The sequence below is a fragment of the Jeotgalibacillus proteolyticus genome (assembly GCF_002926065.1).
GTDB classification, from domain to species: domain Bacteria; phylum Bacillota; class Bacilli; order Bacillales; family Jeotgalibacillaceae; genus Jeotgalibacillus; species Jeotgalibacillus proteolyticus.
Map to the genome: position 1 here is coordinate 588,138 of NZ_PREZ01000001.1, position 25,632 is coordinate 613,769.

The window sequence follows — 25,632 nt, forward strand, 5'->3', positions numbered from 1 at the left end:
TCCGGAAGTAAGCCTTCCGGATCTTTTTTTGCTTTTAAAAGTCTAAATGAGTTGAAAGAATTTTCTCTTTCCTTTTAGTAGGAACAAAATTCTTTACCGTAAAGACATTGTATTCGTTGCTGCGCACTTCATCCAGGATTGCTCTATACAAAACAGCTGCACCTTTAACAGGGGGACGGCTGTAAAGCGGATAATCCTGTATGGTTGATAATCCTCTCTCATAGTACATTTCAGCCAGCTGAGCGACTTCTTCCCACAAAGCACGAAACTCAATTCCGTTATCACCTTTTTCCAGCTGCTCGTACGTATAGCTGTGTTTTTTCATCAGATCAGCCGGGAGATAGACTCTATTGCGCTGCAAGTCCTCCCCTATATCCCGTAATATATTTGTCAGCTGCATAGCATAGCCTAATTGAATCGCGCTATCAGTAAGATGATGATGATTTTTCGGAGCAAGCACCGGCAGAAGCATTAAACCAACTGTGCTGGCCACATGATACGAATAGTCCAGAACATCCTCAAGTGTTAAATAATGCCTGTCCTCGATATCCATCCTCTGTCCTTTTATCATCGCTAGAAAGGCACTTGTATTCATATCATATTCGTTAAATACATCCTGTAAGGCGACCCATCTCGGATTCTCTTTATCTACGTCACCAGCCAGAAACAGCTGAAATTCTTTTTCGAAATTTAGCAGTTCTTCACGGGGATGATCGCTTTCATCAACAAGATCATCGACCTGTCTGCAAAAGGCATAGATCGCCCAAACAGCATTTCGCTGTTTACTTGGCAGCAGGGAAAAAGCCCGGTGAAATGTTTTAGAGTGGAGTTTTATGATTGTTTCACATTCTTCATAAGCCTTTAATTTATTCATTTCCGTATCACATCCCTTGTAAGATACTTCAATTCCATGCCATCTGCTAACAGCTTGGCTCCCTGCATCACAATCGGAATACCTCCGCCGGGATGAACTGATGCCCCAACTGCATATAAATTATCAATTTCTGAGTAAGGCTGAAATTGAGGGCGGAATGGACCTGATTGAAACAGTGCTGGTGAAATCCCAAAACTTCCCCCTGCATAAAGCCCCTCTGTCATCGCTTCATTTGGGGTTCTGATTTTCATCCATTCCATTCTTTCTCTCAGGCCGGGAAACCCTCTTTGAATCATGGAATCTATTACTTTATCCGCCAGTTTGTTTTTCTCTTTTTCCCAGTAGATATGATCCCCCGAAGGAACAGGAATCAATACATAAAGAACACCTTTCCCTTCTGGTGCAAGCGTGCCGTCAATGAGCGAAGGATGAAATACATAATAGGAAGGGTCCTCAGGGATTGTCCGCTGTTTAAAGATCTCCATCATATTCTGATTGAAGTTAGCCCCCATATAAAACTGGTGAGTCTTTTTATCATCGTATACACCATCAATCCCCATGTAGAGAAGAACGCATCCCGAGGAAGGCTCATACGGACGTTTCGGTTTATTCAACAGTCCTTCCACCGCAGGAAAATCTCCATTAAACACTAGCGCATCCACTTCGATTTCTTCTCCGTTTACAACCACTTTTGAGATGCGCTTTTTCGTCCTTTTTATTTCCTCTACAGGTGCATTTTTTCGCACCTTTACATTATTCTTTTCCAATGCTTTTTCAAAAACCTCTACAAGGCTTGCATAGCCCCCTTTTACATAATAAATGCCATGCTGATGCTCGCTGAATGAGACGAGACTGTAAATAGCAGGAGTAGTAAATGGATTGCCTCCTATATAGAGAGTTTGAAGAGCATATGCAGTCTTCATTTCTTCACTCATAAAATAATAATCCAGCTGTTTTTTTACTGAACGAAATGCATTTAATTTTCTTAAGGCATTTAACGTCCCGGGATTTATCGAGCCCCATCGATTTAAAAACGGCTGTTCCAAAAAACGGGGTTTACCTTCAGTAAAACGGATAAGCATATCTGCGATGAAACGCTTGAAATTCTGATGATCTTCAGGAAAGATCCGGTCAATTTCTGTTAGTTGTTCTTTTATGCTAGCATATTTTGTATATTGCTTACCGTTAGCAAAGTGGATGTCGTACAAAGGATCACAGCGCATCAGCTCATATTCAGAGGATCCAATGCCCGCTTCCTTCATTAATTGAGTAAGCATTTCCGGCAGTAAGACGATGGTTGGGCCTTTATCAAGTTTATATCCGTCATGTTCGATGAAGGAAAGCCTGCCGCCTAAAGCAGATTCTTTTTCAAATAATGTTACGTCAAACCCTTTTCTCGATAGGAGCAAAGCAGACAGGATGCCTCCTACTCCCCCTCCGGCTACCGCAATTTTCATCATACTTTATCCTCTACTTTAAGAAGATCCTTCTGTCGTGATTCCCCTGGAGAATTGTTCATCATCATCGCCGTTGTGATTCGGGCTGACTCTAAAATGGTAGGCAATCCGCTTCCAGGATGTGTGCCTCCGCCAACCAGCCAGGTACTGCCTAGCTCTTCAAATTTATTATGAGGGCGTAAAGCCATCATTTGAGTTAATTGATGCCCTAAGCTGAACGTAGCCCCTTTAAAAACAGAAAAGTCATACTCCCAATGGATGGGGCTAATGATTCTTTCTTCTTCAATATGGTCACGAAGATTCTTAAAGCCGGTTTTCTTCTCTACCAGTTCAAGCACCAGATCCCGAAAAGTCTTTTCGTTTTTCTCCCAATCAATTTCATTTAAATTATTGGGTACAGGAGCCAGAATATATAAAGCTGATTTACCTGCAGGAGCAAGAGTCGGGTCCGTCACAGAAGCATTTTGGATATAAATAGAGGGATCAGCTGACAGCAGCCCCGTCCCGGTAATCTCTTCAACATTCTTTTTATAATCATCTGCAAAGCAGATTGTATGGTGTGGAAGGTTGTATTCTCTGTTAACGCCTAAATAAATCATAAAGGTCGAGCAGGAATATTTTTTCTTAGCCAATTTAGAAGGACTATATTTTTTAAGAATTCCTTCATCAAGAAGATTAGACATCACATGTGAAAAATCACCATTAATGATCACTTCATCACACTCAACTTCTCTTCCGTCCTCAAGAATGAAGCCGGTGACGTTTTTCTTTTGATCTGTGATAAGCTTTTTCACACCGTTTCCTAGATGAATATTTCCTCCATACTCATGCACAACACGCGCCATTGCTTTTGACAACTGATTGACACCGCCCATCGGATGAAAGATTCCATATTCATGCTCCATGAAGGAAAGAATAGAAAATGCTCCCGGGCACTCCCATGGAGACATCCCCAGGTATTTTGCCTGAAAGGTAAATCCAAGCTTAAGTTCTTCGTGTTGAAAGTAATTGCTTAACACCGTATACAAGCTTTTCCCGAGTGAGAGCTGCGGAAGTGCCTTTAATACTTTAAAACTCATATATTGATAATAATGATCCATTTTGCTTTGCAAAATCGGGCGTAAACGATCCATCTTCATTCTCGTATCTGCCATAAAAGCATCATATCCGGCACTATCTCCCGGAAAGTGGCGTTCTATTTCATCTTTCATTTTTACAGGATCTCTATACATTCTTACTTTTTTAGATGGGAAAATTAATTCATACATCATGGGGAGCTCTTTTAAATCTATATAGTCATGCAGGTTCCGGTTTGCTTCTTCAAACAACTCTTCAGCAATTTCAGGCATACTCAGAAAGGTCGGTCCGACGTCAAATGTGTAGCCTCCCATTTTAAAAGAACTGTTTCTCCCCCCGATAAAGTTTTGTTTTTCGTACACATCAATTTTATATCCTTTGCTAGCAAGCAGCATGGCTGCGGCAAGACCTCCAGGCCCAGCTCCAATAATTGCAATTTTTTTAGCCATTTTTTATGCGCCTCCATTTTCAACCTCAAGGATTCTGCGATATGTACATTTATTATACAAAACATATACATATACTTATTAGTTTTAATTATACACATGTGTCGGTATGAACACAATTTCCAATGTGGTATGAGTCACTAGGTTTACGCGAGTGTAATTCATTCATGAAGGAAAAGAAAAAAAGCCGCTTAGAAGCGGCCTTTTCAGCAAACAATCATGAACTTAAGCAAGGAAATTAAAACCTACAGGCAGTCTGAATCCTAAATAAAGTGTCGCCAGCAGGGCAATGATTAATAGAATCCACATAACCTGGACGGACTTCCCTTTTTTTGAACGGACTAAAACCATTTCCATAAAGCCGATAACAAGTATGCCAAGGATAAATTTAACACCATACAAGGCCGCATCAATTGATGAATGGATAAAGAATAATGCCGCTCCTGTAATGATGATCAGGATATAAAATACCCGAAGAATCATATGAGAGATTTTGCTGGCTTTTTCATTTCCTTTTTTATGTAGGGAATATGCCACGAAAAATAATACTAAACCAAGTACCCAGGTAGTGATATGTAGATGGGTTGTTTCAAACATAAATAAACCTCCTTAATAAGATACTACTTCCTCTTCTATGCTACCATATTCCCTCTTGCGGCTCCTTAAAAACCTTGTCAGCTTCATGACAACTCTCAGGAGCATGACCATTTCTTTCTAAGGAAACGGTCAAAAACGGCAATAAATTTAACTTCTGATACTTACTATTGCTACATACGTAAAAAAAGAAGTGTCTTAAAATAAGGATAGACAGCATGTTAAATCCCGCCACGGCCATTAATACCAGCTGAACTATTGTAGTTTCATAATTTGTACTGTCCCTTCTGGAGTATATACGGATGAAACTGTTAAACATTTCACCTTACCAATTATTCCATTAAATCTAGCTAAATCCTGCTTGAGCTTTGAGAATAACTTGTAACAATTTTAAGTCAGCATAAGATTAAAGCATGTGAAAAGACTGTCCAGATTCAGCATAAGATGCTTGTCTGCACAGTCCTTAACGGTCAGTTATCATTTTTTATCTGCTGGGAACCGTATTATTCTCCTATTTCATTTGTAAGTGTTCCAATGCCTTGAATTGATACCTTAACCCGATCTCCTTTTTTCAAAAACTTCGGTGGATTAAAACCTTTTCCTACGCCAGCCGGAGTACCAGTGGCAATTACATCACCAGGCTCAAGGGTCATCCCTTTTGATAAAGTTGAAATGATTTCCTCGATTGAAAAAATCATATCCTTTGTATTCCCATCCTGTCTGATTTCATCATTTACTTTTGTTACTATGCTTAAATTACCCGGCTGAGGAATTTCATCCTTTGAGACTAGATATGGGCCCATTGGACATGTTTGATCAAGGCTTTTTCCAATGAAGAACTGCTTATGCTTCGACTGTAAGTCCCTTGCCGTTACATCATTGACAATAGTGTAGCCAAAAACATAGTCATATGCCTGCTGTCTTGGAATATTTTTTCCCTTTTTTCCTATAACTATAGCAAGCTCTCCTTCATAATCAAGCCCTGATGTAAGCTCTTCATAGGAAGGGACTAATGCATAGTCGCCAGTAATAGAGGTTGCTGCTTTTGTAAATACCACAATTTCTTCGGGAATGTCTTTTTCAGAACCCATTTCAATCGCATGTTCACGATAATTCTTTCCGACGCAGATGACATTTTTAGGTGTTCTCGGGATGGGTGCTTCCCATACCAGATCTGAAAAGGCTACTTTATATCTTGAGGAAGAACCGCTTTCTTCAGCTGCGCGGATACATTTTCTTACTGTTTCCTGCAATTCCATTCCGCTTTGAATACCTTCTATCAGAGTAGCAGGCACATTTTCATTTGGCAGCAATTCTTTGTGAATGCGTACGATGTTCCATGCTGCTTCTTCCCTCTTTACCTTTACCCCGTAAAGTAATTTGTCTTCAAAACGAAAAGATAAGAATTTCATTAAGTGAACACTCCTTAAAGTCTGAATTGTTCTTCTATTATACATTTTTTCTGCGAATCATGTAGTCTTATTTTACAATTTTCCCATACGATAGACGTCTCCAGACATATTCAAGAGGTCCTCTGCTGAATTTTGTCAGCCAGAGCTGAGACAGAATCACTTGGATAATAAAAATTCCTGCTGCAAGCAACAGCCCATCCTGCAGCGTAACTTCTCCGTATAATCCGAGTCCGTAGCTATAAAATATAAGAGTTCCTATTATAGATTGCAAAAGATAATTAGTTAACGACATTCTGCCTGTTTGAGCAAAAGGACGCAGCCATTTTACAGCAGCAGGCAAAATCATGATTAAAGCAATAAGCGCCATATACACCATGGCAAGCAACGGACCTCCTAGAAAGTCCTGCACGAAAGTGAAAGCAATATTTTTACCTCCCCAGTAAGGAGCTGTTTTAAGTGCTAAAGCGATTGGAAAAGCAATCAGAATGACTAAAAGGAAGAGTTTTTTCTTTTCCTTTGCTTTTTCCAGTAATTGAAGCTTTGAAATACCGGCTCCAATCATCATAAGCGGCAGCAGTGCGATCATAAGTAAAATAAAGGAAGAGGGATTATTGGCATAAAGCCAGTCATCCATTCTTTGGGTAAAAATCTCTGAAAAGCTTCCGCTGCCGTATGCTTGTATGGAAGATTGAATATCCTGCACGGCACTGAAGTATGTAACACTAACCGGGTCTGTATATGAGGCAATAACAAAGACGACCGAGATAAGAGCCTGAGGGAGCAGGAATAAAATAAACCCTAATATTAAAAGCCATTTCCCCTCCAGCTTAAGCAGCCATATTAAAATCAGTCCGGCAGCTGCATAGCTGATTAATATATCTCCCGACCAAATAAAAAAAGCATGAATAATGCCAATCCCAAGCAATACAGCAAGCCTTTTGAGGGCAAACGAATAAAAATCAATCCCTTTCTTCACTGAACGCTGAAATTGCAAAGCTAACCCGTACCCAAACATCATAGTAAACAATGGGTAAAAGCTTGCCTGAACAAATACATCGATAAACCAGTAAGCTGACCGGTTAATTGAATTTCCCCACCATGTATAAGGGTCATAATAATAAATAGGAGAATGAAAAGCGATCATATTTACAATTAGAATTCCTAACAAAGCAAATCCTCTCATTACATCAAGTGATGCAATTCTATTTGGTTCATCTAAAGGTTGAATGGTCTTCATCTGGTGTATACCTCCGTTTTACGATTTGCACATTCCAATACAATCCACATATAATGTAACATCATTTGGATTAACTCGTGAAGGGATGTTTTTGTGATGCCAGGAATTGTAGGGGCCATTCAAATCATCAGCATCGGTTCTAGTGCGGTCTTGCACGTCGGTGATTGCTTTGCTGTACAGCCAACTTCTTCAACAAAAACATTTGCAGGCGCTGGCTCTTTTAACACAGGCAACGGTCTCTTCGTAGAGAATCATCAGTCAGCGACAAATACCTGGGACAGTGATCAATTTGATCAGCCGACTGGAGGTTTATTTTGATGCTTCCACATTGGACAATTCACCAGCAAATTACCATTAACTCAGTGCGTATTGGCAGTATGACGAATTCTTCTATTCTACAAATTGGGACAGCCGGAACGATCCAGTCTTCTGCAGAGCTCATGAATTCAGGTAAATTTACCTCTGCTGCACCTGCACTACTGCCACCCGGCAAATCAGTCCCAATATCAAATCCTCGCGGGAGTTGAGTAAATGCAGCAGCTTTATTATCAAATCTCGTTACTTCAGCAGCAGCTTAAGGAGTGTATGGATCGTCTTGTTCAAATGGAACAAAGATTCGAAGAAAGAAATTCCTCTCCCTCATCCGTTCATATCGAAAAAATCGAATATAAATTTGATCAACTAAAGGTAGAAACGCTTGAAGGGACATTATCAATTGGCCTCACCCCATCTGATCTGGCCAAATACAATGCTGAAATCCCTAATTTATATTCTGTGAACACCCTTCAGGATAACACCAGACAATACATTTCTGAGCAAATTCCATTGATCTTTTCTCAGGGAGAGATGATTTATGATCCGGAGGGGAACGCACTCACCCCTGCTCAGCTGACTGACCAGCTCATGCAGCAGGTGCCCCAGCGCATCGACTATCTGCAGCAGAATCACAGAGGATCAGCTCCGTTATCTGAGGAACAGCTCTCTGCTTTACTTAAACGCGATGTGTCCCATGCTCTACAGGCACTTCGTGAAAAACAGCCGCAGGGCTAAGGAGAGAATTTGCTATGATTGTGTTTGAGCAGGAAAATAATATATACCATATTCAAATCGGAAGTGTTTCGTCGTCTTCTCTTTTACACATTGGCGATGTATGTTCTATTCAGTTGGATTCGTCATTTGACACTCCTCCCGAATCATTAATTATCGGACCCTTCGTTCCGCTTCAGCCGGAGGGCTAAATGTCTTCCCGGATTGGCAATCTTCATATAACCACAACTGCTTCTAATGCTGTCATTCAAATTGGTGATACATGCAGAGTCGATTCAAACGCAAGAGTTATCGCCGTGCAAAGGCAGCGTGAATTTTTTTATGGAGAGGAAGCGCCATTTTCCAACTATGAAATTTTTTCAACGCCTCCAGCTCCTCCCCGCCACCTTTTAGATCACTGCCTTTGCCAGCCAAGCATCAATACGGTCGGATCATTGAGACTGGTAGGACTGGCGAACTCATCTGTATTGCATGTTGGTAATTCAGAACATATACGAATGGTTTCCCGGGTTAAGCATATTCGTCACTTTCATGGAAACCAGGAATTTTTATAAGAAGGAGTGAAAAAAGTGCCTTCTCTTACAGGCCCCATACAAATACTGAATATCGGGGGCGGAACAGTTCAATTTGGAGATACTGCTGTTATCTCACCAAAGAGCGCGTCAAGAAACTGCGGCGGCGCAGGATCCTTTAGTACCGGTCCTTTTCATGTTTATAATAGTGGATTCAGTTTAAACCAGAGTTATAATGTAAGCGGTGTGGATCAGCCGATCGTTGGGAATAATTAAATACTTGAGTGAATAAAAGAAGGCTGAGACATTTGTTGTCTCAGCCTTCTATAGCGGCATCACCCGCTTCATTCACCTCATACACTTAAAACTTAAATCCATTAAAAATTATACCCTTCAATCGAACTGGCTGTTTTACTTTGGTAGTCCATTTCCTCCCCTTCAAGCGGAAGCACATGGCCTCCGTCAAAAAAGTATAAAATCGTTTCATCGATCGTACGGCCAAGAATTTTTTCTAATGCCAATTTATATAATGACAGCTGGGTTGTATACCTTCTCTTCATCACATTTTTTGCCTGCGGGAAGCCGCCTTCGAATCGGTCTGTAATCCGGTCTGTTTTATAATCAAGTAATACTATCCCGTCTTCATCTTCAAATAAGCAGTCGACCACCCCCTGAATCAATACATTATCCTGAGAATCACTTTGAGCAGAAGGCAAACCGAGCTCTTTTGCTCCTGCTACGTAAGTAAATGGAATTTCTCTTTTAATGCTTTTCGCATGAAGCAGACGTTTTCCAATAGTTGAATCAAAGAAAGAAATAATCGGCTGCAGACTGACTGCTGATTTCTGCTCCGGTGTCAGCAATTCCTTCCGCTCCATTTCTTCTAGTAGAACACGTATAGTTTCTACTGTTGGTTCCTGATTTAGGGGGATATGCTGCATTACCATATGCATAATCGTCCCTCTTTCTGCTGCTGAAATCTTTGTTTCCTGCAGAAATTTTGGACGGTCAAACAATTTCTTAGAGGATTTGCCTGCAAAATCAAAGGCGCTTCTCTCATCCTGTATCTCATTCATCCGTTTTATATCTGAAACAGACTGCTTGGAACGTCTTTTTGTCGTTTCTTCAAATGGATAGGACCAATTAAGCCGGTTAAAGACCTCTTCCCTGCTGCTGCTCTCTACCGGGACAGGCTGATGACGCTGAACTAAATCCAGGAATTTTTCCTGTGTTACATTTTCCTCTTCCATTTTTTCAATCTCAGCACTGTCAATTAGCTGAACAGACCATTCTGCCGGATCCTCAAGCTTATTTAAAGGCTGCTCCTGCTGCAGAACTGCACCGTCCTTATGCCTGATAAGAGCCGGACCGATCCAATCAAGATAGGATTTAGCTGCTTTTCTCGTAAATTCAGGCAGAAGCCATTTAGTATGATTACCAGCTGATTGCCATTTTTCCATTGCTTTTTGTGCATCTTTTAAAGTCGCTACCAAGTATAGACGTTCCTTCGCACGTGTCATGGCAACGTAGAGTACTCTCATTTCCTCAGCTAAATTCTCCAGTCGCTTTTTTTCTTTAAAAGCAAGCTGAGGCAGCGTTTCATAGCTTATCCTTTTTTCAGGCTGGACATAAGGAAGCGCTAATCCAAACTCTTTATCGAGAAAAAACCTTCCCCTTAAATCAAGCTCATTAAAGGCACGGGCCATTCCTGATAGGAATACAACAGGGAACTCAAGTCCTTTACTGGAATGGATCGTCATCAGCCGGACGACGTCTTCCTGTTCGCTTAGTCCTCTTGCTGCACCTAAATCATCCCCGCGATCCCGCATGCGCTCAACGAATCGTAGAAAACGGAATAAGCCCCTAAAAGAAGTCGCTTCATATTGCCTTGCTCTGTCATATAAGGCTCTCAGGTTCGCCTGGCGCTGCTTTCCTCCAGGTGTTCCTCCTACAAAATCGTAAAACTGAGTGTCTCTGTAAAGCTGCCATATCAGCTCTGCCATTGCCCCGCTTCTTGCCATCGTCCGCCATTTAGTGAGCTGCTTTAAAAACCATTCCAATTTTTCCTGAAGCCCTTTGTCCTCCTGCTTACCACCCCTATCTACAAAAGACTGAAGGGCATCCCAGTAAGAGCCTGAAGAAGCAGCAGTTCTAATATTGCCAAGCTGTTCTTCCGTGCAGTTGACAATAGGCGAACGCAGGACAGAAGCAAGCGGAATATCCTGATGTGGATTGTCAATTATTTTAAGAAGCGAGATCATAATCGAGACCTCGGTAGCTTCAAAATAACCAGTCGATACATTAGCATACAAAGGAATTCCTGCCTGCCGAAATTCCTCCATCATATCAGGCGTCCAGGTCATGGACCGTGACAAAATCACAATATCTCTGTATTCAACTGGCCGGTGAATCTTTCTCTTAATATCGTAAACAGGCATTTCATTATCAATCATTTTACGGATTTCTTTAATAATAAACCTTGCCTCAAGCCTTGATTTCTCCATTTCCCTTTGGTCCATTACTTCGTCCAGGGAATCCGGCTCCCCTCCAGGCTCAGCCTGATCAATGAGGGAAAGCTGCACCGGGATATCATCTTCCAAGGGATAGGGCGCACCTTTTACAAGCTCCGCATCCTTGTTATAATCAATCTCTCCTACCTGTTCTCCCATAATCTGCCGGAATACAAAATTAGTAGCATCTAAAATTTCCGGCCGGCTTCTGAAGTTCTGCGAGAGATCAATTTTTAATCCGCTCAGCTCTTTTGAGAATGTACGGTATTTCTTTAGAAATAAGTTGGGTTCTGCTAATCTGAATCGGTAAATTGACTGCTTAACATCCCCTACCATAAACAGATTGCCATTTTTTTCTGAGCCGTTTTTTACAAGCTGCAAAATCGTTTCCTGCACCATATTTGTATCCTGGTATTCATCCACCAGCACTTCTTTGAATTTTCTCTGGTAATGGCGAGCCGCTTCAGAAGGATTTGGAGAAGCTCCATCTTCTGAGTTTTCGTCCTTTAAAATTGCCAGACAATAATGCTCCAGGTCAGCAAAATCAACTAAACCTCGTTCTTCTTTTGCTTCAGAAAAACGAAGGTGAAATTCTTTAACAAGACTAATTAGTACAGTTAGCTGATCCGTCATTTTTCTCATATCGCGCAGATAGCTCTGAGGATCCCGGATAAAAAATGTATCACGAATTGCTTCAATCATTTTTTTGGTCTGATCACGCCATTTCTTTGTCTGCTCAATCAGCCCTTCATTAAATTCATCCCCTTTACAGGATTTTAACCTTGTAAAGTTCATCCCCTTTATTTGCTGATCGATTTCAAGCCAATCGGCTGCGTTTTTTAATCTCTCAAGCTGCGCTAAATCATCTTCAAAATTGACTGCACGCGGAGAAGGACCTCCCGGCTGCCTGCTTGCATCAAGGGAAAAGCGGGTAAGCTGCATCGCACCTTCAATTTCAAGCTGAATATGAAAAAGCAAGTAATCGATTAAAGGATGTTCATTTATATCATAGTCCTCCGGAACATTATGCAACTGAATGATTTGATCGAGCCATTGATCTGGATTTGCATGGGAACGTGAAAATTCATACAGCTTTCTGATCAGCTGATGAAGTGCATCGTCACTCCGGTCATTCGTTACTGCTTCAACGAGGCGCGTAAAGGGAGCATTTTCCTCACCATATTTCTCCTCAAGCATTTCCTCAAGTACTTCATCCTTTAACAGCTCTGCTTCTGTGGTGTCAGCAATCCGGAAACCTGGGTCAATATCAATCAAATAATAATAGGTCCGGATTACGTCTAAACAAAATGAATGCAAAGTTGAAATGGATGCTTTGTTAATCAGGCTCATCTGCTTTCTTAGATGGGTTGAGTCCGGAAATTCCTGCAGCGAACGCTCGAGTGCCTGTCCGACCCTGTGCTTCATTTCAGCAGCTGATGCATTAGTAAACGTTACAACGAGCAGCTCATCGATATTAACGGGACTGTCTTCATTTAAAACCTTTTGAATCATCCGTTCAACCAGTACAGCTGTTTTTCCTGAGCCGGCAGCAGCTGCTACCAGGATATCCTGATCCTTTGCCCATATTGCCTGCCACTGGTCGTCTGTCCATGTAACATCATTTGGTTTTACCGGTATCAAGCTGCCACTCCTCCTCTCTCATACTTAGCAGTAAGTCCTCCGGCTTTTTGGGCTGGAGCTTTCGGTACTGATTATCTTCAAGCGCCTGGTCAAACTGGCATACAGACCGGTAAGAACAAAACTGGCAAGGCGTTCTTTTTTTAAATTCATAGGGATCAATATTTACATCCCCGCTCATAATACGATCTCCTGATTGCTGAAACAGCTTTCTTGTATGCTGCCTCATCGCCTGAAACTGCCCTTTACTTGCCGATTTAGAATCAGAACGAAGCGAGCCGTCTTTTTTCAGACCCGCAGAGATAATCGATGACTGCCCCTGCTCAAGTGTCTGATCCATCAGTCTGACAGCTTCTTCATCGCCAAGGACCAGCCCCTTCATTTTATATTGCTTTAGGAGCTCTTCTTCTATCTCATCGAGTGAAAGTCTCTTTTTGCTTTTTATTAAAGGATTATGAAGATGAAAATATAAAATTCCGGCAGGATCGGCTTCCGCTTTAACCAGCTGTTTTGAATTTGATAAGGCAATATCCAAATAAGTCAGCATTTGCAGTGAGAGTCCATAATAAATTTCGGTAAAATCCAGATCTCTTGCACTCGACTTATAATCAATGACTCTCAGATACACTTTTTCATCAATGCTTGCGGTATCAACGCGGTCAATTCGGCCCTGCAGCTGCATGGTGGCGCCGTTGGTCAATTCAAATTCAAGCGGAGGAAGCTCCTGCCTTGGTCCAAATCCTACCTCTACGCCAATCGGAACAAAACCACTCGATCTGGCATGTTCACTTATGATATACGAAGCCTGCCCAATAACACCCTCAAGTTTTTTTGCAATATGCTGATAACGGCTTGAGCTAAGCAAAATCTGATGTTGAAGCCTTGGTGCCAGATGCTCCACTGCTTCCTTTGCAAGCGTTTGACAAAGCTCCCTCGTTACCTTTTTCCAATCAAGCTTACGGACAATCAGCTGCTCAGAGATCCATTTCAAGGCAGCATGAAAGAGCTCGCCAATGTTAGGCGCTTCCAGCTTAAACACACTTCTCTCCTGCAGCTTCAGACCGTGGCTTGCAAAATGAGAAAACGCACAGCTGTTCAGCTTTTCCATTCGTGATACGCTTGCCAAAATAGACGATCCATACAGCTCTTTCGTTGTATCAGCGGATAATGGCTTTGTCGTATTGCGGTAAAATAAACTTGATAAAATTCTCCTGCTTGAATCTTTCCAAAGCAGGTCCCCCGCGTAAAAATTATAAACATCCCACCAGTGGTCAGCCATCGGATAATTTCGTTTTAATTGCTGAAGCTGGGTTGTCAGATAAGAAATTGTAGCTTCCGGATGGCAAATATACTCAAGCTGTTTATCAGCCGCAAGCTCTATAGGGTCGTTCAGCGTAAAGGAGCCTTTGAAGCTAGGTATAACTTCTTTAAGACGATTGATATAAGGGGAAGCAAGCAAGGATTTTCCTTCTTCATCAGCAATAGGATATGACACATAAAGCCTTTGGGACGATGAAGTAAATGCACGGTAAGCCATAAATTCTTCGTCCAAAAGCCTCGTTTTGGCATTCGGAGCGAGATTCAATCCTGAACGCTCCAGCCAGTCTCTGTCTTCTTCTGCAAGCACTCCGTCATCCTGCATACGCGATGGCAGCACTCCATCATTTACACCCAGAACAAAAGCCGCCTTAATAGAAGGAAGTCTTGATTTATCAAGATCGGCAATAATCACATGGTCAACGGAAGGTGGAACCAAAGAAAACTCCAGTGCTTCAAGACCGGTTTCCAATAGGTCAGCGAATTCTGCAGTAGTCATATTTTCATCGCCCAGCATCTCTACCAGCTGATCCAGCAGGTCAATGACTGCGTTCCACGCCTGATCATGCTCTCTAGCACGAAGCAGGTCGCCTCTCTCTTCAGCCATGACAGCAAACTGCTCAAGCTTTTCCGGTACACTCAGTTCCTCTAAGAACTGGTATAGCGCCTGGCTTTTTCCTCTTGCTGTTTTGTTTCTGTTAAGCCTTCTATGAAACTTTTTCATCGGCTCAACAATAATACTTCTTGCCTCATTTAAATCGCTTTCTATTTCCTGTTCATGATCAGTTTGCGGAGCATCAACAAAATCCAGCCCGCGAAATCTCCTGTAGTGAAAATACTCCTGCTTGATCCAGCGGTCTCCTTGTATTCCGTGGGCAAGAGTATAATTTTCCAGCCTGTCCATTTGGCGTCGGATTTTGTACACTCTTGTTACATCCGGGTAGAAAAGCTCGGTTTTTACCGCTCTGAAGACAGAATCATACCGCCAATTTTTCACGATCATTTCTAAAGTTGACCGAATAAATTCTACGAGCGGGTGATTGAGCATCGTTCGCTTTTCATCAATAAAATAAGGAATCTCGTAATCATAAAAAATGGGTTCTATTAACTCATGATAGGCATGCCCGTTTCTCATCAGCATTGCCATATCCTTATAACGAAAGCCTTCACTCCGGGCAAGTTTTCGTATTTCCCGGGCAATGCCTTCCACCTCTGCTCGGCGGTTGGCTGCTTCAGTAATATACAGGCTTGACTCCTTGTTATAAGACATATTCCGCTGTTCGAAGCTGCTTTCAAGAAAGGTAAGACTTTCACTCTCAAAACGGTTTCTGCCGTGTTCATGGTCCACTTTCACCTTTATATTTTTTTGCTGAGCAATTTCCTTTATTTTAAGAAAGGTTTCATTTGTCTGGCGGAAAAGAGCGGCGCTTGTCCCGGGTTCATCCATTGTTAAGGCAACCGTGACATTCTTTCCGTTTGTCATAAGCTCACTTAACACAAGATACTCCTGGGGGGTGAAGCTATGAAAGCCGTCTATGTATATATCAGCCTCTTTTACCCAAGAAGATCCTGCTATATTAGCAGCAAGGAGCTTAAAATAATCCTCTGCATCTATATACTTTCCAGCCAGCAGCTGATCAAAATCACGATAAATAGTCTCCAGGTCACTGAGCTTGTCCACCAGGGATTTTGGAGCATTCATAGAGCTTAAATCTGCCGCCTGCTGTGTTAAATCCTCCGGCTGAATGCAATACCTTCTGAATTCAGTAATCATGGATTCTACATGCTGTATAAACCCGTGCTTAGTGGCAGCACGTCCAAATAATTTTAACTGTTCCTTCTGTTCGTTTATAATTTTTCGGATAAGCATGGTAATGCCGGTCTGGTTGACATGCTGTCTTGCAGATCCACCAGTTTCCTGTAACACCCGCCAGGCAAGGCGTGTGAAGCTGAAAACCTGCGCTCTGATCATTCCTCCTGCCTGCGAGGCCAGACTGTATTCTGACTGGAACGTCATTTGTTCTGGAACCAGCAGGACGATTGGTTTGCCATCAGGCTCTTTTTTAAGCTTTTGCAGCACATCCTCCATCATTGCAGATGTTTTTCCTGAGCCTGAGCGACCCACTTTTATGGTTACACTCACCAATAACCCTCCTTTGCCATTCAAACTACCTTCATCATACCATAAACGAAAACATACGTTCTAGCTCCAGCTTTTTATAAAGGATAATCGTTGTCATTTTGCCATTCTGACCGCAATAGTCCGTATAAAAGCATATCGTATTTTTTACCGTTTCGTTCAATAAACTCCCTGTGGGCGCCTTCTTTTACAAACCCTAGTGCTGCGTATAAACGAATAGCTGATTCATTATAAGAAAACACTGTCAGTTGCAGACGGTGCAAATTCAACTCTAAAAAAGCATAGCGGATACAGCATTCCATCGCTTCTTTCCCATACCCTTTTCCCCACTCCGCTGATTCTCCGATGGCAATTGAGACCCAGGCGTTGCGATGATTCCACAGAATCCCATCAATTTCAACAAAGCCAATAAGGGCATTAGTATCATTTAACCGGATGCCAAAGCGCCGAGCAGCGTCATCCTTCTCCAGCCACCATTTCTTCAATTCTTCAGCAGTACGGAAACGGTAGGGCGAAGCATCCAGTCGTCTCACTAGCGATTCATGCCAGTACCAGCCGGCTATTTTCTCAAATTCATCCTCTAATACAGGGCCAAGCTTTATATTCTCATTCTCCAGCAGCATACCCAATCCCCTCCTACTCATACTATTCTAGAAAAAATCTCCTGCCCCTGCAGCTATAAACAAAAAAGACCGGTCTGTACGACCCGTCTTCCGGTTACTCCTTAAACGTTATATTCATCTCATTTAACGGCCAGTAGCGAAGGTTTACTTTCCCTACTACTGAATCCTGTTCTACAAAACCAAAAATCCGGCTGTCGAGACTTTCTTTCCGGTTGTCTCCAAGTACAAAAATCATTCCTTCAGGAACTTCGTTTTCCCCAGTGATATCCTCAAGAGTAAAGTCCCCTGTTAGACGCTCACCTGTTTCGTTTTCCCGAAATTCACTAAGGTAGGGTTCTTCATAATATTCTCCATTTATATAAAGCTGATCATCAACGTATTCAACTTCATCACCGGGCAGGCCAATCACCCGTTTGACATAATCTTCTGTCTCACTTGCGTGGAAGACGATAACATCAAAGCGCTCAAGCTCTCCAATTTGGTAGCCGATTTTATTTACAACAAGCTTATTTCCATCCTCAAGAGTAGGCTGCATTGACACGCCTTCTACCACATAATTTGAAAATAAGAAGATTCTTACTACCAAAACGATCACGATCCCGACCGCTAGTGCTTTGATCCATTCGAAGCCTTCTTTTTTCCATGATTCCATCTATTCTCCAACCTTTCAAACTTTACGGATGTATCGTTACTATTCTGCTTTTCATGAACGATGTTATCCCGTTCCATTTTTTTATTTATTCTTGCTTCTACTCTTTTCCCTACAATCCATAGGATGACAATGACACCAAGGACGATGCCGGTTTTCACAGGCTCCCTTATAAGTGAAACAAGATCAGCGCCAATAAATGAAATAGTAGAAATCATAACCAGCTTACCTGTAACGACTGCCAGCATATACTGGAATATACTAATTCTTGACAGCCCTGCTACTACATTCACTACAGCAGATGGCGTAAATGGAAAACATAATAAGAGAAACAGCGGTCCAAAACCGTGGCGCTCTACCCATTTTGTCAATTTATTAATTTGCTTTTGATTTCGTAAGAATGCCAAAAAGCGCTTGTCGCCAAATCGCCTGATAAGCAGGAAGACAAGCAGCGCACCTACTGTAGCTCCTACCCATGAAAGCAGTATGCCTAAAAATAATCCATACGCGTTGGCATTAGCGACAACAAAAACAACCAATGGCAAAAAAGGAAGAAATGCTTCTAAAATAGGTAATAGGATTCCCAGCAAAGGTCCAAACGATCGGTACTCTCCAATAATCTCCCGAAGATTCTCAACCGTGAGCCATGCTTCAACAGTTTCAAGCGCCATGTGAATGCTCCTCAATTTAAAGTCACCATCAGCGAAAGCCATACTTTAGTATAGCATATTTTCTTTTATTACTATCTTTGGTGTGTCTTCATTTTTCCCTCTTTTCTCTCCAAATAAACAACGGGCTGTACCTAATTCGTACAGCCCGTCCATTTACTTCTATAAGTATTCAGCGAACCATCCGGTTAAATAGTTTAAGCGTTCTAGACGCAAATTCGGCTTTCCGGTTCTGGATAAATTATGGTCAGACTCTGGAAAACGAACAAGCTTTGCTGTTTTTTCCTTTCTTTTAAGTGCGATGTACAGCTGTTCAGCCTGTTCAATAGGACAGCGATAGTCTTTTTCACTGTGCATAATTAACAGGGGGGTGTTTATTTGATTAATATATGCCAGCGGAGAGTGCTTCCAAAGTGTATCGATATCATTTAAATCAGCCTGGATCTGCCATTCACTGAAATAGTAGCCGATATCACTTACACCGTAAAAGCTTATCCAGTTACTGATAGAACGCTGGGTAACTGCTGCCTTAAAGCGGTCAGTATGACCCACAATCCAATTTGTCATAAAGCCCCCATAGCTTCCCCCTGTTACTCCGAGGCGCTCCTGGTCGATAAATCCGTATTCTTCAAGCACGTAATCTACTGCTGCCATCAAATCATTGTAATCGTTGCCTCCATAATCCCCTCTTACAGCATCTACAAATTTTTGGCCATAGCCATGGCTTCCTCTTGGGTTTACATACAAAACGGCATACCCTTGAGCCGCAAGCACCTGCATTTCATGAAAGAAGGTATTGGCATACATAGCATGAGGCCCCCCGTGAATATTAAGAACGAGCGGATACTTTTCTCCTTCTCTATATCCAGCCGGCTTCATAAACCAGCCATGAACCTCCCAGTCACCTGCACTTTTAAATCTGATCTGTTCCGGTTCCACTGCCTCTACTTCCTCAAGCCAGCTTTTATTTGTTTCGGTAAGCTGGGTATTCTTCCCTGATGGAATGTGAAGAAGATGAAGCTCCCCGGGACTGACAGCAGTACTTATGGCAGCGATTACCTGCTGAGAAGGACCATGAACGTCAAAGCCGTACACATGGTGGCTTCCGCTAAGTGCCGGATATACTTCGCCATTTATTGAACCAAAATAAAGCGAGACACTCCCCTGGTCGCTAATGACAAAATAAAAGCTTTCATTATCACTCCATACGACGCTTTGGACCCCGGCACCCTGCTGAATATCCCCAACAGAAAAGTCACCAACCGGTGCATCAATTCCCTCAGTAATGCACTGCTGGGTTTGAGTAGTTGAATCATAAACCCATAGCTTTGCATGAGAAGCATTTTCGTAGGTCCGATCACTTGCTGTGTAAGCGACTTTTTCCCCGTCCGGTGACCATGCCGCCCCTCCTAGATAGCCTTCCTTTGTTTTAATCTTTTCTCTTGTTCCGTTTTTTAAGCTGTAAATATAAAGCTCATTATTAAAGGAAAAATCCTTATTCTCCGCTTCATTATTTGTTGAATAAGCCAATTTTTCACCATCAGGTGACCAATCAAACAGCGTGTAGCTATTTTCTCCGCTTGTCACCTGAACCAATTCGTCTGTTTCTATATTTATAATAGCAATATGCTGCTCTTTGCCTTCTAACAATCCGGCTCCATCTGCTTTATATTTCATCGTGACCGTTTCAAAAGGAGTGAGTTCGTCTTGTGCCTCCTCCTTTTTTTCTTCTTCTGCTTTTGGAATGGTTTCATCTTTTTTTAATGAAACCGAAAAGGCAAGCTTAGTTCCGCATGGGGACCAGACCGGATTTCCCGCTCCATGCTCTGTATCAGTAATCTGCCTTGCTTCCCCTCCTGTTTTTGACAGAATGTAAAGCTGGTTTTTTCCGCTTCTGTTAGACACAAAAGCTACTTTTTTCCCATTAGGAGACCATCTTGGCGAGGAAACCTTTTTATCCCCAAATGTCCATTGAGTTATTTCGCCGCTATTACTATCCACATGAAAAAGATTTGAGGCGTATGTATGACTTTTCGGGTTTATATGAGTTTTCACAAAAATGACTTCATCCCCTTGAGGTGACCATCTTGGATCTGTAACGGAATGAATTGAATATAAATCCTCCACTGTTATTTTACGCTTCTCTGCCAACTAAAACCCCTCCAACTAAAGTACAGTTTATTTCGGCTATCAAAATAACCAACTTGTTCTATTATCAGATTTTTTTGTGAATAATGCAAATAGAAATGGTGCAGTGTGAAAAAAATACCTGTTGTAAGTTCTGCTATTCTGTGTAGAATAATATACAAGAACATATGTTCTTTTGGAGGCGGTTATAATGACGAAAATTCCGGCAGAAGACCGAGATAAGCTCGAAAACGCTTTTTATCTGCCCATGCTTTTGACGGTATTGGAAAGAGATCGTCTTATTATAGAAAAAAGTCCCTTTAAGCTTAAAAAACCTTATCTGGAATTGATTGAAGAAACAATGAAAGCCGTTCAACGCGATCTTTCGGCTATAAAGCGCTATATGAGGGAAAGAGGATTGAAGGTAGTCAAACTGGACTCAGATGAAGCTTTTACACTTTATTTATTCGTCTACAATGGCTATGAAGAAAAGCATAATTACTTTAACCCCAGATTACGCAACCATGCAGAAAATTTACTTCGGTTTTATCTTATGGATAGGTTAAAGGCGAAAAGTTATGAGCAGCAGGCTCCTCCTTCCGCCGGTTTAACTTTTCCTTAATAGAAATTATTTCTGCTCTCGTTCGATCCGGCTCAAATATTCAAGAAACATTAACCTGTTCGCCTGGCGTTCTACTGTGTAGGCAGGCTCTGTTTTCTCTCTGATTTCATCAAAATTAAATTGCGTTCTGCAAAACAGATGAGAAGCTTTTAAATATTGCTGGATAAATGACTGTTTTGAAAGAGGCAAAACGATTTCTATATTTCCAGAGAGCGTCACAAGTGTCTGATCCTTTTCAAAAGATTCGTATCCTCTAAGATGCTGAAGGGAAAGCCAGCGGTTGTGTGGGTTTGTATCGGAATGAGTGGAAAAAAAATAAACGCCTGTAACGGGGTCAATAACAATAGGTGGCTTGTGGCGAATATTTGTTAATGTTTTTGTTGAAAATTTTCTGCCCTCATACGAAGAGAGAAAATAAAGACAGGAATACTGAATAATTTCCTGAGGTGAATGCTCCGCAACAAAGGGGCTGACATCCTTTTCGTAGATTTTAGTCTTTTTTACGTGCCCATCCATATAAGGCTCTAATAACATTGTTTGAGAGCTGACAATATAAGGGGCATTTGTTTCAGATGAATACATATGAGCTGCATTTTCCATTAAATCACTCCTTTATGTGAATATGGAACTATATTACACAATAAGTCGACATTTGTATATAAAAAATGACAGAATTTTTAAATAAAAATGTTTTATCTAAATAGAAAAAAATGGCTGTAATTTCGTAAATTTTAAAAGAATAAAAACTAATGGTTGAAATTAGTCTGATTATTCACTATAATGAAAAAAAGTAGCAGAGGTGATGAAGATGGAAAATAACAAATCGTTCGCAGAGTTCATGAATGAGTCAACCGTCCCTCAAAAACAATCAAGCGAAATGACAATGATGGAGATCTACGTTGACATGGTTCTCAACGAAATACTGATCAAACATCGTAAGGAACAGCTTTTAACGGCAATAAATGAGGCGCTGGATCAAAAAGATCGGGAAGCGTTCATGAGTTATTCAGCCGAATTAAATACACTAGAGGACACCCACGGTGTGTAAAGAGTAACCCCCTTGCCTTTCCAAACTAGAGTTAAAAGGCAAGGGGTTCAATATTTCCATTAAGGTCAACAAATCGTCATGTATTTGGGGTGGCATAACCTGCTTGTATCAGGAATAATAGAAGTATCTATTATTCTAATGCAAGGGGCTTAGTAAATTGAATAACTATGAGTTAAACGGTACTTTTTTAGCAGCAATGGAATGGGGCTTTGTGGCGGCTGTTGCAGTAGTCATTATATTTACCTTATTGTCCATTAAGCACGCACCAAAGCTGAAAAGCGGCTTTATATGGCTGGCAGTTCATTTATTGTTTATGATTGGCGCTCACCTATTATTTTGGATGGGGCTTGGCAATCAGTCCGATTCACTGACACCTATTGATAATGCAGTCGATCAGATTCACTTTTTAATGGGTGTGGCAGGTTTGATGTGGATGATGGGCATGCTGTGTCTGGTTTTAAGTATACAGGTGATAAAAGATACAGTTAGTAAAACAGCTAAAAAGAGCGAAGCGGGCTAATCCAACAGCCTTCTTCGCTCTTCTTTTGTGGGAAGGCTGCAATGTTCCTTCCGGCCAAACCAATGAAATCGGTTCCTTGCAATATAACTGTATACTAAATCACGGAGGGGCTTTGGAACAGCCAGCAGCAGCACCGCAAACCTGACAGGCCCTGAAAGCTTTCCGCAAATTTTTAGAGCAGCAGTGGATTTACTCCATAACCGGTCATTTTCAAGCAGCAAAACCGAGTCCAGCATCGGATCTACCTTATACGTTCTTCTGATTTTGCTGCCGATATCCCCCTGCAGCGAGGCAAATTTAAAAATTCCATCCGGATCTCTTTTCATAATAAATTGAACGCTCCAATTACAGACGTGGCAGTCTCCATCAAATAAAATAAGTGCTGACATCCTCTTCCTCCTTTAACCGGCTTTAGCTTTGCCGGTCCTCCTTTGAATAAGCATTTAGCAGCCCGCCAAATAACAGAATAACTGCAGTAAGATAAAACCAGATTAATAATACGATGACAGAGCCCAGTTGACCATATAATAACGTATAATTCCCGTATCCAACATAAAATGAAAACCCTTCAGAAATTAACTGCCATCCGATTGTAACAAATAATGCTCCCGGTATGACTGATTTCCAGGTCATCTGACGGCTAGGCAGATACCTGTAAAGCAGCCAGAAAAATACAAATAGAACAAGTGACCCAAGACCCCATCTGATCACTCCCCAATATTGAAGCCAATCTAAAGGAATCCATATAAACTTTTCAGCCCATCTCGTTATAAATTTTTCCACAATCGGAATAAGGATCGTTAACGGCAAAATAAAAATTAAGCCAATCGTTAAAAAGAAATCACTAAACAGACCTTTAATAAAATTTTTCTTCCGCTTAATATGGTGTGCATCATTTAACGACCTTACAAGAGATTGAATCGCCATAGATGACAGCCAAAAAGCAGATAACGCACTGATTGACAGGACCTGACCCTGACCGGAATCAAGGATCGTTGTAAGATTAGATTCAATTAACCGATAGGTGCTTGGAGGTGCGTAAGGCTCAATGATTGCTATCAAATCGCCTGAATTAATAGGAAAAAAACTGGCGATTGACATGACCATAAATAAAAAAGGAAAGATGGATAACATAAAATAATAGGCAGTTTGTGCGGATTGGTCATAGTAGCCTTCCTTAAAAAACCTCTTAAGTGCATAAATAAATCGATCCAGTATAGCCATTCGCAGTCCTTCTTCCCCTGCTAGATTTATACCCTGAATGTGTTTTCGTCAATCTTTCTATCCTAACCGAAAACGCTGCCCTCATTCTCGATCTGCTCGATCCTTTGGACAGCGTTCTGTTAACTCAATTTTATTTTACATAATATCTTCCTCTCCTGCACTTGGTATTGTGCAGAAAAGATTTCAATGCTTAAATCATCAGATGATAAAGGGATAGTAGAAGGATTGATCCAATAACAACAACCATTACATTTGCCCCTGCGATTGCCAGGGTAAAAGCAGCTGCTGCCCCAACCAGACCAAACCAGATATCTCCTTCCCGGATTAACAAAATACCCGGAAAAATAAGTGCCCCCAACACCGCATATGGAATATTACGCAAAACTGACTGAAGAAATTCAGGCAGCTCTTTACCTTCAAGAAGTGTTAATGGAAGCATGCGGGGTATATACGTAACCACTGCCATTCCAACGATTAATAATAATATGGAGGTATTCATTTAAAACCCCGCCCTTCTTCTTGCCAAGAGAACGACTTCTACTATGATAGAAGAAACTAAAGTTGCCGCTATTATTGACCAGCCAGCCTCAAGTGCACCGCTTAATGTGAGAATGCTGTTTAATGCTCCTGCAGTAAGGGCCAGGTAAAAAACTTTCACACTTTTTTTTACTGATGGTATTAATAGACCAACGAACATCGCATAAAGTGCGATCGACATAGCTGCCTGTAAAAAGACAGGCAGACTTGCACCGATCAAATGACCGATGCCTGAATTAATAACCCAGCTGCCATAAGCAATAAGCATTACTCCAAAAGCAAACGAAGTTGTGGATTTACCTTCCCGGGTAGCAATCACAGAAAAGGTTTCATCTGTAAGTCCAAAAGCGTAAAGTGCTTTTTTTCCAAGTGAATCCTTTTCCATCTTTTCATTTAATGAAGCAGACATTAAAAAATGCCTGATATTGACGATAAAGGTGTTAAATATGATCACAGCAATTCCTACTCCTGCTGCTATAAGTGATAAAGAAATATACTGTGAAGCTCCGGCAAAGACGAGCAGACTCATTAGGACAGTTTCAGCTAAAGATAAACCTGTCGTCTTTGCAAGGAGGCCAAAGGTAAGCGCAATGGGCATATACCCCACCGCAATACTCATGCCTGCATGTAATCCGCTTTTAAACTCTGATCTTTGGGAGGAAGCTGCTGCTGCCTGCATCCTATCACTCCTTAATGCCCGTTAAATAGTTGATAACAAAAAACAAAACCGCTATTCTAGTAATATATTATAGTATACAAATGTGCGTTATTCTTTACAACCCCGAGGTGAAAATAATGGAAGAAATAAAAAAACTGCTGGGAGATAAGCTTAAAGTACTGCGTAAAAAGAGAGGCTGGTCTCTTGATGAAGCAGCTCTGATTACAGGTGTGAGCAAAGCAATGCTCGGACAGATTGAACGCGGAGAATCTAACCCTTCAGTAGGTACTATTTGGAAAATAGCGAACGGCTTTAAGGTTTCCTTCTCATCTTTGCTTACTCCTTCATTTCAGCAGGTGCGAGTGATCAAATCAGATAGCATTGACGTATTACTTGAGGATGATGGAAAGTACAGGGTATATCCAATTTTCACATACGACCCGCTTCGTCAGTGGGAGTCTTTCACTATTGAGCTGGATCCCGGCTGTTCCTATCAAAGTGACAGCCATGGAGATGAGGTTGAAGAGTACATTACGGTTACGAAGGGGGCTATTCACCTCACGATTCAGGGAGAGGAATACGAGCTGAGGGAAAAAGATGCAATCCATTTTAGGGCAGATACCATTCATCATTACCAAAATAAATCAGCTGAGCTTGCTGTATGTCAATTAGTTATTCACTACAAAGAAAAATGA

General features: G+C 41.5%; 27 protein-coding genes. 10 read left to right on the forward strand and 17 right to left on the reverse strand.

Going from position 1 to position 25,632, the window contains the following annotated elements; all coding sequences use genetic code 11:
• Positions 1-34: 34 nt before the first annotated feature.
• From C4B60_RS03020 to C4B60_RS03045, 6 genes are all read right to left on the reverse strand, one after another.
• The gene (locus tag C4B60_RS03020) at positions 35-874 is read right to left on the reverse strand and encodes a phytoene/squalene synthase family protein (protein ID WP_104056513.1); all 840 of its coding nucleotides are present in this window, start codon (positions 872-874) and stop codon (positions 35-37) included.
• Positions 871-2,331: a phytoene desaturase family protein gene (locus tag C4B60_RS03025; RefSeq protein WP_104056653.1), complete on the reverse strand. Its 1,461-nt coding sequence runs from the start codon at positions 2,329-2,331 to the stop codon at positions 871-873. Before C4B60_RS03025 ends, C4B60_RS03020 begins: the two co-directional genes overlap by 4 nt.
• A complete protein-coding gene (locus C4B60_RS03030) occupies positions 2,331-3,857 on the reverse strand; it encodes a phytoene desaturase family protein (protein ID WP_104056514.1) in 1,527 nt (508 codons plus the stop codon). Before C4B60_RS03030 ends, C4B60_RS03025 begins: the two co-directional genes overlap by 1 nt.
• A 222-nt stretch (positions 3,858-4,079) precedes the next feature.
• Positions 4,080-4,451, reverse strand: coding sequence for a YisL family protein (locus C4B60_RS03035; protein WP_104056515.1), 372 nt, complete (start codon positions 4,449-4,451; stop codon positions 4,080-4,082).
• A gap of 500 nt (positions 4,452-4,951) precedes the next feature.
• The gene (locus tag C4B60_RS03040) at positions 4,952-5,860 is read right to left on the reverse strand and encodes a fumarylacetoacetate hydrolase family protein (protein WP_104056516.1); all 909 of its coding nucleotides are present in this window, start codon (positions 5,858-5,860) and stop codon (positions 4,952-4,954) included.
• A 67-nt stretch (positions 5,861-5,927) separates the two neighbouring features.
• Positions 5,928-7,097: a DUF418 domain-containing protein gene (locus C4B60_RS03045; protein ID WP_104056517.1), complete on the reverse strand. Its 1,170-nt coding sequence runs from the start codon at positions 7,095-7,097 to the stop codon at positions 5,928-5,930.
• 96 nt (positions 7,098-7,193) lie between these two features.
• On the opposite strand from C4B60_RS03045, the gene C4B60_RS03050 reads away from it, so the two are divergent.
• Genes C4B60_RS03050 through C4B60_RS03075 form a run of 6 tightly spaced genes read left to right on the forward strand, consistent with a single transcriptional unit; the run spans position 7,194 to position 8,932 of the window.
• Positions 7,194-7,415 carry a spore germination protein gene (locus C4B60_RS03050; protein ID WP_104056518.1) on the forward strand — a complete coding sequence of 74 codons (222 nt, stop codon included), beginning with the start codon at positions 7,194-7,196 and terminating at the stop codon, positions 7,413-7,415.
• A complete protein-coding gene (locus C4B60_RS03055; protein WP_104056519.1) occupies positions 7,415-7,624 on the forward strand; it encodes a spore germination protein GerPB in 210 nt (69 codons plus the stop codon). The genes C4B60_RS03050 and C4B60_RS03055 overlap by 1 nt, the downstream gene beginning before the upstream one ends.
• A 4-nt stretch (positions 7,625-7,628) precedes the next feature.
• Positions 7,629-8,147, forward strand: coding sequence for a spore germination protein GerPC (gene gerPC / locus C4B60_RS03060; protein WP_104056520.1), 519 nt, complete (start codon positions 7,629-7,631; stop codon positions 8,145-8,147).
• A gap of 14 nt (positions 8,148-8,161) precedes the next feature.
• Positions 8,162-8,335: a spore gernimation protein GerPD gene (locus tag C4B60_RS03065; RefSeq protein WP_104056521.1), complete on the forward strand. Its 174-nt coding sequence runs from the start codon at positions 8,162-8,164 to the stop codon at positions 8,333-8,335.
• Positions 8,336-8,698: a spore germination protein GerPE gene (locus C4B60_RS03070; RefSeq protein WP_104056522.1), complete on the forward strand. Its 363-nt coding sequence runs from the start codon at positions 8,336-8,338 to the stop codon at positions 8,696-8,698.
• A 15-nt stretch (positions 8,699-8,713) separates the two neighbouring features.
• A complete protein-coding gene (locus tag C4B60_RS03075) occupies positions 8,714-8,932 on the forward strand; it encodes a spore germination protein (protein WP_104056523.1) in 219 nt (72 codons plus the stop codon).
• A 101-nt stretch (positions 8,933-9,033) separates the two neighbouring features.
• Here C4B60_RS03075 and addA read toward each other — a convergent pair whose 3' ends face one another.
• From addA to C4B60_RS03105, 6 genes are all read right to left on the reverse strand, one after another.
• The gene (addA, locus tag C4B60_RS03080) at positions 9,034-12,807 is read right to left on the reverse strand and encodes a helicase-exonuclease AddAB subunit AddA (protein WP_104056524.1); all 3,774 of its coding nucleotides are present in this window, start codon (positions 12,805-12,807) and stop codon (positions 9,034-9,036) included.
• Entirely contained in the window at positions 12,785-16,264 is a 3,480-nt protein-coding gene (addB, locus tag C4B60_RS03085) for a helicase-exonuclease AddAB subunit AddB (RefSeq protein ID WP_104056525.1), read from the reverse strand. The genes addA and addB overlap by 23 nt, the downstream gene beginning before the upstream one ends.
• 74 nt (positions 16,265-16,338) lie before the next feature.
• The gene (locus C4B60_RS03090; RefSeq protein ID WP_167578557.1) at positions 16,339-16,884 is read right to left on the reverse strand and encodes a GNAT family N-acetyltransferase; all 546 of its coding nucleotides are present in this window, start codon (positions 16,882-16,884) and stop codon (positions 16,339-16,341) included.
• A gap of 94 nt (positions 16,885-16,978) precedes the next feature.
• On the reverse strand, positions 16,979-17,536 hold the full coding sequence (lepB, locus tag C4B60_RS03095; RefSeq protein WP_104056527.1) for a signal peptidase I: 558 nt from the start codon (positions 17,534-17,536) through the stop codon (positions 16,979-16,981).
• Positions 17,491-18,204: a TVP38/TMEM64 family protein gene (locus C4B60_RS03100; RefSeq protein ID WP_104056528.1), complete on the reverse strand. Its 714-nt coding sequence runs from the start codon at positions 18,202-18,204 to the stop codon at positions 17,491-17,493. The genes lepB and C4B60_RS03100 overlap by 46 nt, the downstream gene beginning before the upstream one ends.
• A gap of 159 nt (positions 18,205-18,363) precedes the next feature.
• Positions 18,364-20,352, reverse strand: coding sequence for a S9 family peptidase (locus tag C4B60_RS03105; protein ID WP_104056529.1), 1,989 nt, complete (start codon positions 20,350-20,352; stop codon positions 18,364-18,366).
• A 187-nt stretch (positions 20,353-20,539) separates the two neighbouring features.
• Between C4B60_RS03105 and C4B60_RS03110 the strand changes: the two genes are divergently transcribed.
• Positions 20,540-20,950, forward strand: coding sequence for a YhjD family protein (locus tag C4B60_RS03110; protein ID WP_104056530.1), 411 nt, complete (start codon positions 20,540-20,542; stop codon positions 20,948-20,950).
• A 6-nt stretch (positions 20,951-20,956) separates the two neighbouring features.
• Here C4B60_RS03110 and C4B60_RS03115 read toward each other — a convergent pair whose 3' ends face one another.
• Complete coding sequence (locus tag C4B60_RS03115) at positions 20,957-21,550, reverse strand: competence protein ComK (protein WP_104056531.1); 594 nt, start codon at positions 21,548-21,550, stop codon at positions 20,957-20,959.
• A gap of 208 nt (positions 21,551-21,758) precedes the next feature.
• Here C4B60_RS03115 and C4B60_RS03120 point away from each other — a divergent pair, with 208 nt between their 5' ends.
• Both C4B60_RS03120 and C4B60_RS03125 read left to right on the forward strand, forming a co-directional pair.
• The gene (locus C4B60_RS03120) at positions 21,759-21,998 is read left to right on the forward strand and encodes an IDEAL domain-containing protein (RefSeq protein WP_167578558.1); all 240 of its coding nucleotides are present in this window, start codon (positions 21,759-21,761) and stop codon (positions 21,996-21,998) included.
• 157 nt (positions 21,999-22,155) lie between these two features.
• Positions 22,156-22,518 carry a hypothetical protein gene (locus tag C4B60_RS03125; protein WP_104056533.1) on the forward strand — a complete coding sequence of 121 codons (363 nt, stop codon included), beginning with the start codon at positions 22,156-22,158 and terminating at the stop codon, positions 22,516-22,518.
• Here the strand turns inward: C4B60_RS03125 and C4B60_RS03130 are convergent.
• From C4B60_RS03130 to C4B60_RS03145, 4 genes are all read right to left on the reverse strand, one after another.
• Entirely contained in the window at positions 22,515-22,907 is a 393-nt protein-coding gene (locus C4B60_RS03130; RefSeq protein ID WP_104056534.1) for a thiol-disulfide oxidoreductase DCC family protein, read from the reverse strand. The genes C4B60_RS03125 and C4B60_RS03130 overlap by 4 nt on opposite strands.
• A gap of 22 nt (positions 22,908-22,929) precedes the next feature.
• Positions 22,930-23,742, reverse strand: coding sequence for a YihY/virulence factor BrkB family protein (locus C4B60_RS03135; RefSeq protein WP_104056535.1), 813 nt, complete (start codon positions 23,740-23,742; stop codon positions 22,930-22,932).
• 190 nt (positions 23,743-23,932) lie between these two features.
• Positions 23,933-24,241, reverse strand: coding sequence for an AzlD domain-containing protein (locus tag C4B60_RS03140; RefSeq protein ID WP_104056536.1), 309 nt, complete (start codon positions 24,239-24,241; stop codon positions 23,933-23,935).
• Entirely contained in the window at positions 24,242-24,958 is a 717-nt protein-coding gene (locus C4B60_RS03145) for an AzlC family ABC transporter permease (protein WP_104056537.1), read from the reverse strand.
• Between the two features lie 116 nt (positions 24,959-25,074).
• Between C4B60_RS03145 and C4B60_RS03150 the strand changes: the two genes are divergently transcribed.
• Positions 25,075-25,632 (forward strand): helix-turn-helix domain-containing protein, encoded by a 558-nt coding sequence (locus tag C4B60_RS03150; protein WP_104056538.1) that lies wholly within the window; start codon positions 25,075-25,077, stop codon positions 25,630-25,632.